We start from the raw sequence: 13,701 nt of genomic DNA, 5'->3' as shown, positions 1-13,701 counted from the left end.
TATGCTATTATAATATGACAAACGAGCGCGGGGAAGGTGTGGGACGTATTGAAAGCTGATTTAACAGAATCGCCTTTAACCGCCATCATAAGAAATAAGATTCTAGCCAGTCTCGAGACCGGACGACTAGACGATGGTAGGGACTTGCCCGCTATTCCCTTTCATCAGTATATGACGCTTTGTCTCTATCATCCCGAATTTGGTTATTACCGTGCAGGATTTTCTCGAGTTGGTCGTGAAGGTGACTTCTATACTAGCTCTTATGTCGGTGAAATGATGGGCGAGCAGCTTGGAGAAGAGCTAGTAAGGCTTGCTGGATACTATTTTCCTAATGATGAACGTATAGCAGTTTTTGAATGGGGTGGAGGTACTGGGCGTTTGGCTCGGCAAATGATGGATGTGTGGTATTTGGCGAGTGACAGGGATGGGAAAATGCAGGATCAAGAAAAGGGGTTTACGTTAGCCCTTGTTGAAGGAAATCCTGAGCATCGAAGATTGGCAATTGAGGAATTAGATGAATATATACAGACGGGAAAAGCACGTGTAGTAACGACTGAGGAGGCGGAAGATCTACTTCAATGTGAGCAACCCGCAATTATTGTAGCTAATGAGCTATTAGATGCATTTCCAACGCATCGGCTTGTTAGGAGGGGCGAGCTCATATTGGAATGGGGGGTCACTTGGGAGGAAGGAAAAGGTTTGGTTTCCTGCTTGCTGGAGCCTATAAGTGCTCAATTGAACAATTGGATTCAAGAAGAAGGGCACTTATTGTCTAACAATCAAACGGTTGAAGTGAATTTGGATGCAATGAATTGGATTAATAACCTCACAGGTCGATTGGATCGAGCTATGATGGTGCTTATTGATTATGGTGATGAAACAGAGGAATTAATATCTCCGCATCGGATGGAGGGTACATTGCTCTGTTATTATAAGCATCGAGCGCATAGTGACCCTTACTTAGTGCCTGGGGAGCAGGACTTGACTTCCCATGTCAACTTCAGCCATATCCGTCAAACCGCTCAGAAGAGTGGCTGGAAAGAGATAGAATATGTTAATCAGAAAAATTTTCTTGTGAAGTCTGGAATATTGGATAAGCTTAGCTCACACACCATTTCGGACCCATTTCATCCTATTGCTCGGCGGAATCGAGCGATACGTCAGCTTCTGCTCTCGGATGGGATGAGTGAGCTGTTTAAAGTACAAATATTAATTAAGCAATAAAAAAGAGGCTGTCACCAAGTCTTTAATCGACATGGGATAGCCTCTTTGCTTGCTTTTTAATTCATTTGGTTATGTACGTAGTGACCACAATCCTATCCCTATACCGGTATGCCCATTTCGAACACGGACCAATAAGTGAATCCAAGGAATGCCAGCACCATATATCCCCAGAACATCAAGAGATACGTTTTTTCAGTAAAATTCAAATACCCAAGCAAGAAGAAAACAGCGGTTTGCATAAAGAACAACAATGCAAATTCGTACATGTCGCCTGCAAACGCCATTAGGGCAATTACCAGTGTCCAGAAGCCGAGCACCCTAAACATACGTGCCATGTTAAATTCCCCTCTCATACACATAAGACGATTTCTAAAGCATATTATACCGTTTGAACAAAAGGGTGTAAACAAACAAGTCGTGACGAAACGGCAAACTTTTAATGTTTTTATAATATTCCCACCCTGCAACTAACTATGTATTCGGCTTTTAGGCACACTGATTTGGTACATAAAGGTATAGTGAAACGGAAAATGGATATAAATAGAAGTATCCGATAGATTCTATGAATTCTACTACGGGCATAGAAATGAAGAAAGCAACAAAATATACGTGATACCTAAGGAGGAAAGGCACCCATGACGGCTGTCAGACAAGACGCATGGAGTCCGGATGATGATTTGATATTGGCTGAGGTTACCCTACGCCACATCCGTGAAGGCAGTACCCAATTGTCCGCATTTGAGGAAGTGGGGCAACGAATTGCCCGTACTTCTGCAGCTTGCGGTTTTCGATGGAATAGTTGTGTTCGCAAAAAATACGACGACGCTATCGGAATGGCAAAGCAACAACGCCAAAAAAGGAATTATCTTAAAAAACAAGGTATTTCCACGATCTCTGCAGCGGATCGTCTAGTAGTCGAAGAAGGAGACGGTGTGAAAGCGGAGCTATTATCTGCGGAATCCATGTCTTTGGAAGCGATTATTCGCTATTTGCGCCAATGGAAAGGCACTGTACAGGAAATGAGCCGACAAATCCGTCACCTAGAAAAGGAATTAAAAGATAAAGATGATCGGTTGAGTGAATTCCGTGAATTAAATGAACGCTTATCTAAAGAGGTTAATGAAGTGCAAACGGATTATCGAGTTGTGAACGACGATTACAAGGCGCTTATTCGCATTATGGATCGTGCACGTCGGCTAGCTTTCCTATCTGAGGAAGTAGACGAGGATCGTGCGAGATTTAAGATGGATGCTAATGGGAATCTTGAACGTATTGAATAGCTTGGCTTAAGTAGTAAGCAAAGCCCGCGGGGGACTATCCTCGCGGGTTTTGCTTTGGTATGGTAATAGAAAAAGCGAGAAGAGGATTTTTAAGATGACTACAATTGCAGTATTGGGCGGAGGATCTTTAGGACTGCTGCTCGCCGGCAAGCTCAAAGCTTCCGGATGCAGCTGTGTTCTGTGGACGCGAACTGATAGCCAGGCAGCCCTTGTGAATAGTGTTGGAATTACGATAGAGGATCATACTGGAAATTCGTTAAACAGCGTTACAATTCATGCTTGTTCGCTAGAAGAGGTAACTTCTTCGGACAATAGAGTTGTCCTCCTCGCTGTTAAGCAAACAGCACTTACTTCGGAGCTACTTACAAAGCTAGCCTCTATCATTCCGGTAGGTGGAGCGCTTGTTCTTTTCCAGAATGGAGTGGGACATGTGGAGCTGCTGGAGCAGGCTTTGCCTGGAAGAAGATTGATTGTAGCCGTTACAACAGAAGGAGCACATCGACTAGACGCGACGACTGTGCGCCATACTGGGCACGGTGAAACTCGTTTAAGTGATAATAGTGATATTGATCCACATCTATTATCATTCCTTGAACAATCATTGAAACAGGCAGGATTTTCCGCTTTTTTGTCGAAAGAGTTGGGAGAAGCTATTTTGCGGAAGCTGTTAATCAACGCCATTATTAATCCGCTTACTGCAATCATGCGTATTCGCAACGGCGAGCTAACCAAATCAGCTGCTCGCTTAGAGCTAATGAAGGCTTTGTTCGATGAAACGTTGGACATATTAAGAGACTATGGCTTGGGCAAGCAATCTGAAGCTGAACTATGGGATACAGTATTGAATGTGTGCTCTGCAACCAGTCATAATGAATCCTCCATGCTGCAAGACGTTGTCCTACATAAAGAAACTGAGATTGAATATATTAACGGCGCGATTTGTAGGATAGCAACCCAACAAGGCAAGCAAGCGCCTTGGAATGAAGCGGTTACAGCCCTTATCAAAGCCATCAATTAATTTTAGGGAAGGGGTATAAACGATGGGCCCCATATGGAAATCGCTAGCACAGTCGTATGCGTATCTGGCCACCATTCCTTTTATTCCGTTCCTTCTTGTCTACTTCGTATCTTATTATCGTCGGGGAGATAGGAAGCGTGCTATTCGTCTTGCGATGGATGTAACAAATGTATTTTTGATAGGATACATTGCAATGTTAATTAATTTGCGCCTGAATACAGGATTTGGGCTTTTCTTCATTTTCTTATTGATGCTAATAGGTGCAGGCTTGATTGGAAACGCGCAGAACCGCATGAATGGGAAAGTGGATATAAACAAGGTGACTAGGGCCATATGGAGAATATCTTTTTTCGGTTTAGCCTTTCTCTATATTCCACTTACGCTGCTGGAGCTGTTCTTTCCTTCCGGCTAGTTCCTTTTATGTGACCGATAGCCCAAGCATTGCGAAGACCATGGACGTATACTTGAGCAAATACGATGCAAAATCTCCCTCTATTCCTCTAACCCTTTATTATTATTTTAAATCTATACCAATAAGTAATCATTTTTGGATGTAAAACTTTTGACGAGCTATCTGCTGTTGTGTACAATCAAATTGATAACACAACGACAGATCGGGGGGAATTCTCCCTTTGAACATCTCATTTCTCACAGAGCCCAATCGTACCTCCATAGCGGAGCGTTACAGATTAGGTGACTCTGACGTCAACGAATTATTTGGTAAACATCCTTCCCAAGATGACGATTGGGTGGAAAGAGCTGCAAACCTAGACGAAACAATTTCGTCGCGCGCAGATTTGCAGCAGGTAACAAAAGCATTAAGAGCTTACCAAGAAAAGCTTCCTTATTACGCCGAATCGGCTAAATCTCTAGATAAGCTAGATCAAGCGAATTGTCTAGTCGTCGTCGGGGGCCAGCAAGCCGGCCTGTTCGGCGGTGCTTTGCTCATTTTTTACAAGGCACTATCGGTTGTGCAAACCGCTCGTGAAGCGGAAAAAAGATTAGGAAGACCCGTCGTGCCTGTATTCTGGATTGCAGGTGAGGATCATGATTTCGATGAAGCGAATCATGTAAATATACAAACCTCTGAGGGCGGGGTTCGACGAATTCGGATTGAACGTCCGGAAGGACCTCGGCTTGCTGTTAGCAGGACTTCATTGACGATGCAGCATTGGGAAACGGCCTTGCAGGAGCTAGCCGCCCAATTACCGGATACCGAATTCAAGCCTGCCTTGCTGGAACGTCTACAAAGCCACGTTACGGATGCCCCTTCTTTAAGCTTGGCGTTCGCACGTTTGCTGGCAGATTGGTTCGGCAGTCAGGGATTGGTTCTGCTAGATGCAGATGATTCCAACCTGCGTACACTAGAAGGGCCGATGTTCCGTGAGCTTATTGTAAGGAACTCTGAGCTAGAGACTGCACTGAAAGCTGGCGAGAGTCAGGTTCAGAGCCGTGGCTTCGAGCTGCAGGCAGAGACGGCTACAGGCGGGGCTAACCTGTTTCTTAACCATGATCGGGGTAGGCTGCTGCTGCATAGAGAAGGCGATCGCTTTATCGATCGTAGGGGCAATGTTTCCTTCACTCTCGATCAAATGCTGGAGCACACCGACCATTGTCCTGATCGGTTGAGTACAAATGCGCTATCACGTCCTCTTATGCAGGATTTTCTACTCCCTGTGTTAGCAGTCGTTCTGGGTCCTTCTGAGTTGGCTTATTGGGCGATTCTTAATCCTGCGTTTCAAGAGTTCGGCATGTCTATGCCGCTGTTAGTGCCTCGTCAATCCTTTACTTATTTAGAAGATAACGTTACGAAGCTCCTAGATAAATTCTCACTAACTGCAGAAGAAGCAATGAGCGACTGGGAGAATAGAAAATCAGAGTGGCTAGGTAAGCAGGATGAATGGAATTTAGATTTGAAATTCCAGCTCGTTAAGCAGCAATTCATAGATTTATATGAGCCAATCATGGCTACAGTGTCATCTCTTCAGTCCGGTCTGGCGACTTTGGCTGAGAAAAACCGAGACAAAATATTGGAGCAAATGGCTTATTTAGAGTCACGCTCAGTAGATGCGATTGCCAAGCAGCACGAGGCATCAGTTCGTCAATGGGATCGCATCCATCAGTCTCTCAAGCCATTGGATAAACCCCAAGAGAGAGTATATGGAACCGTACATTTCTGGAATCGTTTCGGTACGGAATGGCTCACACGTTGGATGGAAGTGCCCTACGAGATAACTGGCGGGCAACGATTGGTAGAAGGCAAGACTAACGGTTAGAAAACAACTTGGAGGAATTAGGATATGAAAACGGCACTAACTAGCATTGTGCGTGACCCTTCATTAGCACCAGAAGGCAAGCTGAAAATTGATTGGGTGCAGGCCCACATGCCGGTTCTAAACCAAATACGTAAGGAATTTGAGCGTGACCAGCCGTTCAAAGGGTTACGTGTTGCGATATCGCTTCACTTGGAAGCAAAAACAGCCTATTTAGCTAAAGTCGTTCAAGCTGGCGGCGCAGAGGTTGTCATTACCGGAAGTAATCCGCTATCCACTCAAGATGATGTATGTGCTGCTCTTGTAGAGGACGGAATTGCAGTATACGCCAAATACAATCCAGAGCCGCAGGAATATAAAGACTTAATGGTCAAAGCTTTGGAAACAAAGCCGGACCTTATTATCGATGATGGAGGAGATCTTGTGTCGATTCTCCATTCAGAGCGGCAAGATCTACTCGCTAAAGTTCGGGGCGGGGCAGAGGAAACGACAACAGGGATTTTGCGTCTTAAAGCTATGGAAAAGGACGGCTCTCTGAAATTCCCTATGGTAGCTGTTAACGATGCCTTCTGTAAATACTTGTTCGACAATCGCTATGGTACTGGTCAATCCGTATGGGATGGAATTAACCGGACAACTAACCTTGTTGTTGCAGGAAAAACAGTCGTAGTAAATGGATATGGCTGGTGCGGTAAAGGTGTTGCTATGAGAGCTAAAGGTCTTGGAGCAAACGTTGTCGTTACTGAGATCGACGCCATTCGCGCTGTAGAAGCCTATATGGATGGCTTTACTGTTCTGTCGATGGAGGAAGCGGCGAAAGTTGGCGAATTCTTCGTAACAGTGACAGGCAACAAGGACGTCATTCGCGGAGAGCACATTGCTAATATGAAGGATGGAGCTATCCTTTCCAATGCGGGACACTTCGATATCGAGGTTAATCTGGTGGAGCTGGCAGCATTGTCCGTCTCCAAGCGTGTCGTCCGTAAAAATATCGAAGAGTATGTCTTGAAGGATGGACGTAAAATATATGTTCTTGCTGAGGGACGTCTAGTTAACCTGGCTGCAGGAGACGGACATCCGGCTGAGATCATGGATATGACATTCGCGCTTCAAGCCATTGCACTCAGATACGTTAACGAAAATTATGAGAATATCGGAAGCAAGGTTGTTAATGTCCCTTACGAGCTTGATGAGCTAGTCGCTCGTACGAAGCTGCAATCCCTCGGTATTCAGATTGATACATTGTCAGAAGATCAGAAAGCTTACTTAGACAGCTGGGCATCGCACTAATAAGCCTACTAATAAAATAATTGAGAACGTGTATTCCATCGTTAACATTCGATGGAATACGCGTTCTTTTTTTTATTTCCAAAAAATATTGACAATGATTCTCATTATCATGTAAAGTTCTAATTGAAAATGATTCTCACTAAGTGAACGTTATGGTGCTGCAAGATATAAATTAAGCATCCGGATATAGCTAGGATTTTCAACAAAAAAACAGGGAGGAGCTGAAAGGATGAATTTAATATCACGTAAGCCGTTCGCGTCCATTGAGACTGAGCTTGTATGTGAGTTTATAAGCGCGGCCCATGTGGATCTTCAGAAAGTAGAAGAAATGCTGGATTACGAGCCGGGCTTGCTGCACGCATCGATGAATTGGGGTGGCTCAGACTGGGAAACTGGCCTGGGAGCTGCTGCTCACGTGGGTCGGCGAGATATCGCAGAGTATTTATTGCGACGAGGTGCGCGACTGGATATTTTTACGGCGGCAATGCTTGGTCAGTTAGAGATTGTGAAGCTTATGATCAAGCAGTTCCCTTATATGGCTGATGCACTCGGCCCACATGAAATACCGCTCATCCGACATGCTGCAATAGGCGGTGCGAGAGCCAAGTCTGTATATGAGTATTTAGCACAATTAGAAGCAAACAGCTTTGGGAATTTAGTAAGGAGGGCTAGTCTATGATCATAGTAACCAATACGATTCAGGTTAAGCTCGGGTATGGAGGCTTCATTAGGGAACGATTTAAGACACCGAAAAATGTGCATACATTTCCTGGCTTTGTAAGAATGGAGCTACTCCAAACTGAGAGTCTAGAGGACCACGAGGAATATCAGGTTTGTACGACTTGGGACAACAAAAAGGCATTCGATGCATGGGTACAAAGCGATTCGTTCAGTCATGCACATGCCGAACGTAAGGAGGGAGACAATAGCGAGATGGTCATCGCTAATAAAATTACACTCCATGAGGTTATTGTCTCACATTTGCCAGCTGTCTCATTAGAATCCAATTAGAAATTGCTTAATTCTTGATTTAATATCATTTCAGGAAACATTTCCCTTTTTATTTGCGTCTATGCTGTCAGATAGCAAAAGGGGGAAATGGCGATGATGGGGAACTTGGTTCGAATGGTACGAAGCAGTATTTTGTTACTAATGGCTGCTTTACTGTTAGGTTTGACAGCATGCAGCGGGAGCGGCAATGAAAATGCATCCTCATTTACGGAAAGAGGAGTAGAGTCAGATAGCAACGCAATGGATAAATTGAGTCGAACAGATTCTTATCAAACCAAGTCACTCTTAACGGCGAACACTGCCAATGAAGCTCCGTCAGAATCGTCTGGGGCAGTAGCGGTTAAGGGAGCCTATTCAAGCTCTGCCAGTCCAAGTACAGCGTTAGGAGGAATAGGTCCGATTGCGGATGCGAATGCAGGCTATGGCCGTAAGGTTATTTATCGGGCGAGCCTAGTTATGAAGGTGGAGAATTTTAAGACGGTGGAGGAAGAGTTGCTTAATCTCATTCATTTAGGCGGAGCGTATGTGCTGCAGTTTTCGGATAGCCGGAATAAAGATGAGGTTGGTGCGACATACGTCATTAAAGTGCCATCCGAAGGCTTCTCTCCCTTCCTTGAGAAATTACAGAAAATAAAAAGCTTAAAGTTCGAGCGCGAGGTTGAGGGAAGCGATGTGACAGAGGAATTCGTGGATCTCGATGCTCGTCTTAAAGCGAAGCAAGTCGTTGAGTCTCGAATGCTAGGCTTTATGGACAAAGCAACGAAAACGGATGATCTAGTTAAGTTCTCTAACCAGCTTGCGCAAATCCAAGAGGAGATCGAGCAAATTAAAGGACGAATTCGGTTTCTAGATCAGAATGTTTCCTTCTCCACAATCAACCTGCGTCTCTACCAGCCAACAGGCTTAACAGAAATTGCAGAAGAAAAAACAGACAATGGAAAAAGCTTTGGTCAACGCTTGTCCGATGCCTTATCAGGTAGTACTAAAGCTTTAAGACAATTTGGTGAAGGGCTAGTCGTTGTTGTTGCCGCAATACTTCCCCTGATAATTGTTGTTGCAGTCATTGGAATCCCAACGTTCTATTTCGTGCGAAAGCGTAAAGCGACAATGCGGGAAACCTCAGAAGAGAGAAGAAAAGCATGGAATAGAAGGGATATCACCTTAAACGAGGCTGGATCAGAGGTGCCAGAAACTTCAGCGGATAACAAAATGCATTCAGAAGAGCAAGAGCCTAAAGTCGAGGATCGTTAATCTCGTAAAATAAATTTTATTAAAATCCTGCTTATGTAGCAGGATTTTTATTTTGTGGCGCGAATATCAACATAAGTGGTTTAAAGTGGTGGAAAGTGGTGTGAAATGGGGGAGGTGCAAGGAGCTTATGTTTTTAGGCGAATTTCAGCATAGCATCGACGATAAGGGACGCATTATTATTCCGGTGAAATTTCGCGAAGCTCTGGGCACCGATTTCATTGTCACTCGTGGATTAGACAATTGCTTATTTGTTTATCCGCGCGAAGAGTGGGCACAGCTTGAACAGAAAATTAAAACGTTGCCCTCCATGGCTGCCAACGCAAGAGCTTTCTCAAGACTACTTTTCTCTGGTGCTTCCGAATGTGAGTGGGATAAACAGGGAAGGGTAAACGTACCGACTCACTTACGTGCTTATGCCAAGCTGGATAAGGAATGCACAGTCATTGGAGTATCAAGTAGGGTAGAAATATGGGACAAAGCGACATGGGAGGCATATTCTCAGCAGTCTGAGGACTCCTTTAACGAAATCGCTGAGAAGCTGGTCGATTTTGATTTTAACTTTTAGCTTGTTTACAACTTATAGAACTATACATAAAAAGAAAAGACGGGCCCATTTGAGGGTGCCGGGAGGCAGTAAATATGTTTCATCATGTAACCGTATTGAAAGAGGAATCAGTTAAAGGCTTGAACATACGTCCAGACGGAATATATGTCGATTGTACACTAGGTGGTGCGGGACATAGTGAGCTCATCGCTTCACAGCTCGGACCACAAGGTAGGTTGATCGCTTTAGATCAGGATGAGGCCGCCCTCGCCAATGCGCGTGAGCGATTAGCTGCTTATGGCGATGTCGTCACTTTGGTGAAAAGTAATTTCCGGCATCTGAAAATGGCGCTTCGCGAAGCAGGAGTTCCAGAGAATAATGGTGTTCCCCAAGTCGATGGCATTCTGTTCGATCTTGGAGTATCTAGCCCGCAGTTGGATGAAGCTGATCGTGGCTTTAGCTATAACCTGGATGCCGAATTGGATATGAGAATGGATCGTGAGCAATCCCTAACAGCCAAAGAAATTGTGAATGAGTGGGATGAGCGAGAAATCTCTAATATTCTGAGGGATTTCGGTGAAGAGAAATTTGCTCGCAAAATAGCGGCGAATATCGTTAAAGCGCGCACTAAGGCTCCGATAGAAAAAACAGGTGAGCTAGCTGAGCTAATTAAATTATCGATCCCAGCGGCGACTCGGCGTACGGGTCCTCATCCAGCTAAACGTTCTTTTCAAGCATTAAGAATTGCAGTGAATGATGAGCTTGGAGCTTTCAATGATGCACTGGAACAAACGATTGATTGTTTAAGCCCTGGTGGAAGAGTAGCCGTAATTACGTTCCACTCTCTGGAGGATCGTATATGTAAGACGGCCTTTGCTAAGGAAGTTGCACGCTGTAGCTGCCCAACGGATTTTCCTTTATGCGTGTGCGGTGGTGGAGAGGGAAGGCTGAAGCTGACACCTCGCAAGCCGATATTGCCTACAGAACAGGAACTGGAAATTAATCCTCGGGCAAGGTCTTCCAAATTAAGAATCGCAGAAAAACTCTAATAGGATGAGTTTCAAATAGAGATTAGAAGAGAGAGGGGTACAGGGAACAAATGGCATATTACGGCAACTTGGCGCTTCGTCCGGAGCGCGTAGAGGAACAAAAGGTTCAACCACCCATACGCAATAATAATATGGGGAAAAATAAAGTCCCAAGCCGCCGCCCTATTCCTCTTGGAGAGAAGCTTATTTACCTTGTAACTATTGCAGTAGTTGTTATGGTTGCAGGTTTTATTATTTATCGTTACGCACAAATCTACCAAATAAATGGACAAATCCAAACGAAAAATAAAACCTATGAACAGGCAACGGTTCAAACTAAAGAGCTGCAAAGAGAAGTAGAAAAGCTGAGCGATCTTGACACAATCAAGAAAAAAGCGACAGCGTTGGGTTATGTCCCGGTCTCCGAGAAGATTGTAGTTTCAAAAGACGATCCAAATGAAGTGGCTATAAAGCCATAAGCGGGATCGGGAAAAAAAGAGGTCATAGCTATGACTAAACGAATAAAACTGCGGACGCTGCTCATGGGAGGGATATTTTCCCTCCTTTTTATTGGTTTAATTTTTCGAGTATATTGGGTTCAAGTCGTGAAGGCCGACTTCTGGTCAGAACAAGCTATGAAAACTTGGATCACAAGTGAATTTCTCCCGCAGGAGCGGGGTATGATCTTAGATCGTTCAGGCAATGTACTGGCAGCAGATGCTAGAGCTTATACGATTGCACTAGGACCTAAACAAATTGCTGCTTTAGAAGCCAAGAACCCCGAATGGAAGCTGACAGATCGTATTGTGTCTAAACTCCACATTGTATTAGGTACGTCTGAAGAGAGGCTGCGAACAATTATTACCGCAAAGAAAGATGATGGGATTACTTATCTTGTCCAAGCGGAGGTTCGTCCAGAAGGCTGGAAGGTAGATAAAGAAGTAAAGGATCGATTAGATAAATTCCGAGAAGAGCTTCGTAAATTAACTAATAATAGTGACGTCGGTCTATATTTTATGAATGAGAAGAAACGTTATTATCCTAATGGGATGCTTGCTTCTCACATTCTCGGTTACGAGAATAAAGAGGGCCAGGGGATATTAGGCTTGGAAAAAAAGTTCAACGACGATTTGAATGGACTGCCTGGGTTTATCAAGTACCAGAAGGATGGTGCTAGAACGCAGTTACCTGATGGGCAGGTAGAATATAAGCAGCCTGTGGATGGTAAGAATGTTACATTGACAATTGATAAAGAAATTCAATTTTATATCGAAGATGCGCTGAGAACGGCTTATCTGAAATACAAGCCTATCAGTATTACTGCGATTGCTGCAGATCCGGATACGATGGAAATTTTAGGAATGTCTAGCATGCCTGATTTTAATCCGAATTCGTATGGAGATAAAAAGTATGAGAACTCGTTCAGAAATCATGCGATTCAGTCTGTGTATGAGCCTGGCTCGACCTTCAAAATCGTGACTTTGGCTGGAGCGGTGGAGGAGGGCTTGTTTAAGCCTAATGACATCTATAAATCCGGTTCAATAAAGTATAGCTCTAAGGATAAACCTGTTAAAGACCACAATGGTGGTAGAGGCTGGGGGGTAAATGGAGAAATCACTTACCTTGATGGTCTAAAGCATTCTAGTAATGTGGCGTTCGTTAAGCTAGGCTACGAGATGCTTGGTAAAGAGAGATTAATTAAATATATTAATAATTTCGGTTTTGGTCAGAAGACGGGAATAGATCTTCCTAATGAGGTGTCTTTACCCTACAGCCTCGACTTCCCTTCGGAGGTTGCTACGGCAACCTTTGGACAAGGTAAGGTGTTGGTTACTCCAATTCAACAGGTTGCGGCAGTAGCTGCTGTTGCTAATGGTGGTAAATTAATGGAGCCTCACATTGTAAAGTCCATTACTGACACGAATACAGGAGAGAAAACAATAACCGCGCCTAAGGTCGTTCGTCAGGTTATCTCGGAAGAGTCATCCCGTAAAGTTGGCGAATATTTAGAAACAGTAATTAGTGATCAACAAATCGGTACGGGGCATATCGCTTTTATTCCAGGTTATCGCATTGCTGGAAAGACGGGGACGGCACAAAAGGTAACAAAAAGCGGCAAGAGTAAGAGTGAGGGGTATTCTACAAATCGATACGTTGTTTCTTTCATTGGTTATGCACCAGTAGAAAAACCAAAGATTGTCCTTTATGTCGTAGTGGATGAGCCGCAAGTCGATAATGCCGGAGGTGGCTCGGTAGCTGGTCCGATATTCAAGGATATTATGGGTAAGTCTTTACTCCGCCTGGGCATTGAGCCTAAGCTTTCTCCAGCCGAGGGGGGTGGCTCTGCAGAGTCGCCATCTCCAACTCCTGCTAAGGGTGTTGAGGTGACAGACACAGTACCTAAAGTGACTGGTATGACTGTTGTGCAGGCGCGTGAGCTGCTTAAGGAACGGTCCTTTCCTGTTGGTGTCCTTGGTAAAGGCGACAAGGTGCTGCAGCAATTGCCGCAGGAAGGGAGTGTTATCCCAGCTTCGCAGCAAATATACCTGCTAACAGATACAACACCTGGCAACGTTCCTGATTTGAAGGGATTGTCACTGCGAGATGCGTTAAAGATGTGCTCTCTCCTAAAGGTTGTCTGTACGGTTGAGGGCGAGGGCTATGTCGTAAGTCAAAAAGCAGTTAAAACGGACGGGAAATGGATTCTTCAACTAAAGCTTGCCCCCCCTGGGGGCTGAGAGCTTGTTCTAACCCACTTGTCCCGAGAATAATCTGAAACTAG

Annotated in this window: 14 protein-coding genes; 13 read left to right on the top strand and 1 reads right to left on the bottom strand. The window is 44.5% G+C overall.

Annotated elements, in window-relative coordinates:
- The first annotated feature begins 48 nt into the window (after nucleotides 1–48).
- Nucleotides 49–1,224, top strand: coding sequence for a class I SAM-dependent methyltransferase (locus KCTCHS21_RS20070; RefSeq protein ID WP_130612440.1), 1,176 nt, complete (start codon nucleotides 49–51; stop codon nucleotides 1,222–1,224).
- A gap of 98 nt (nucleotides 1,225–1,322) precedes the next feature.
- Here KCTCHS21_RS20070 and KCTCHS21_RS20065 read toward each other — a convergent pair whose 3' ends face one another.
- The gene (locus tag KCTCHS21_RS20065; RefSeq protein WP_130612437.1) at nucleotides 1,323–1,559 is read right to left on the bottom strand and encodes a DUF2626 family protein; all 237 of its coding nucleotides are present in this window, start codon (nucleotides 1,557–1,559) and stop codon (nucleotides 1,323–1,325) included.
- A gap of 300 nt (nucleotides 1,560–1,859) precedes the next feature.
- On the opposite strand from KCTCHS21_RS20065, the gene KCTCHS21_RS20060 reads away from it, so the two are divergent.
- The 12 genes from KCTCHS21_RS20060 to KCTCHS21_RS20005 all read left to right on the top strand — a co-directional run bounded on the left by KCTCHS21_RS20060 (nucleotide 1,860) and on the right by KCTCHS21_RS20005 (nucleotide 13,657).
- Nucleotides 1,860–2,504: an RsfA family transcriptional regulator gene (locus KCTCHS21_RS20060; RefSeq protein WP_130612434.1), complete on the top strand. Its 645-nt coding sequence runs from the start codon at nucleotides 1,860–1,862 to the stop codon at nucleotides 2,502–2,504.
- 94 nt (nucleotides 2,505–2,598) lie between these two features.
- Nucleotides 2,599–3,522 carry a ketopantoate reductase family protein gene (locus tag KCTCHS21_RS20055; protein WP_130612431.1) on the top strand — a complete coding sequence of 308 codons (924 nt, stop codon included), beginning with the start codon at nucleotides 2,599–2,601 and terminating at the stop codon, nucleotides 3,520–3,522.
- Between the two features lie 22 nt (nucleotides 3,523–3,544).
- Nucleotides 3,545–3,934 carry a DUF3397 domain-containing protein gene (locus KCTCHS21_RS20050; protein ID WP_130612428.1) on the top strand — a complete coding sequence of 130 codons (390 nt, stop codon included), beginning with the start codon at nucleotides 3,545–3,547 and terminating at the stop codon, nucleotides 3,932–3,934.
- Between the two features lie 220 nt (nucleotides 3,935–4,154).
- Nucleotides 4,155–5,798 (top strand): bacillithiol biosynthesis cysteine-adding enzyme BshC, encoded by a 1,644-nt coding sequence (gene bshC, locus KCTCHS21_RS20045; RefSeq protein ID WP_157994083.1) that lies wholly within the window; start codon nucleotides 4,155–4,157, stop codon nucleotides 5,796–5,798.
- 24 nt (nucleotides 5,799–5,822) lie between these two features.
- Entirely contained in the window at nucleotides 5,823–7,085 is a 1,263-nt protein-coding gene (locus KCTCHS21_RS20040) for an adenosylhomocysteinase (RefSeq protein ID WP_130612422.1), read from the top strand.
- Nucleotides 7,086–7,314: 229 nt separating this feature from the next.
- The gene (locus tag KCTCHS21_RS20035; protein WP_130612419.1) at nucleotides 7,315–7,764 is read left to right on the top strand and encodes an ankyrin repeat domain-containing protein; all 450 of its coding nucleotides are present in this window, start codon (nucleotides 7,315–7,317) and stop codon (nucleotides 7,762–7,764) included.
- Nucleotides 7,761–8,096 (top strand): antibiotic biosynthesis monooxygenase, encoded by a 336-nt coding sequence (locus KCTCHS21_RS20030; protein ID WP_130612416.1) that lies wholly within the window; start codon nucleotides 7,761–7,763, stop codon nucleotides 8,094–8,096. Before KCTCHS21_RS20035 ends, KCTCHS21_RS20030 begins: the two co-directional genes overlap by 4 nt.
- A 93-nt stretch (nucleotides 8,097–8,189) precedes the next feature.
- The gene (locus KCTCHS21_RS20025; protein WP_157994082.1) at nucleotides 8,190–9,347 is read left to right on the top strand and encodes a DUF4349 domain-containing protein; all 1,158 of its coding nucleotides are present in this window, start codon (nucleotides 8,190–8,192) and stop codon (nucleotides 9,345–9,347) included.
- A gap of 127 nt (nucleotides 9,348–9,474) precedes the next feature.
- Nucleotides 9,475–9,912: a division/cell wall cluster transcriptional repressor MraZ gene (mraZ, locus tag KCTCHS21_RS20020; RefSeq protein WP_130612410.1), complete on the top strand. Its 438-nt coding sequence runs from the start codon at nucleotides 9,475–9,477 to the stop codon at nucleotides 9,910–9,912.
- A 74-nt stretch (nucleotides 9,913–9,986) separates the two neighbouring features.
- On the top strand, nucleotides 9,987–10,940 hold the full coding sequence (gene rsmH / locus KCTCHS21_RS20015; protein WP_130612407.1) for a 16S rRNA (cytosine(1402)-N(4))-methyltransferase RsmH: 954 nt from the start codon (nucleotides 9,987–9,989) through the stop codon (nucleotides 10,938–10,940).
- 50 nt (nucleotides 10,941–10,990) lie between these two features.
- A complete protein-coding gene (ftsL2, locus tag KCTCHS21_RS20010) occupies nucleotides 10,991–11,398 on the top strand; it encodes a cell division protein FtsL (protein ID WP_130612404.1) in 408 nt (135 codons plus the stop codon).
- 30 nt (nucleotides 11,399–11,428) lie between these two features.
- Entirely contained in the window at nucleotides 11,429–13,657 is a 2,229-nt protein-coding gene (locus KCTCHS21_RS20005; protein ID WP_130612401.1) for a penicillin-binding transpeptidase domain-containing protein, read from the top strand.
- Nucleotides 13,658–13,701 lie beyond the last annotated feature (44 nt).

Source organism: Cohnella abietis, from assembly GCF_004295585.1.
In the GTDB taxonomy this organism is placed as follows: Bacteria; Bacillota; Bacilli; order Paenibacillales; family Paenibacillaceae; genus Cohnella; species Cohnella abietis.
This window is presented reverse-complemented; position numbering and strand designations above follow the sequence as displayed.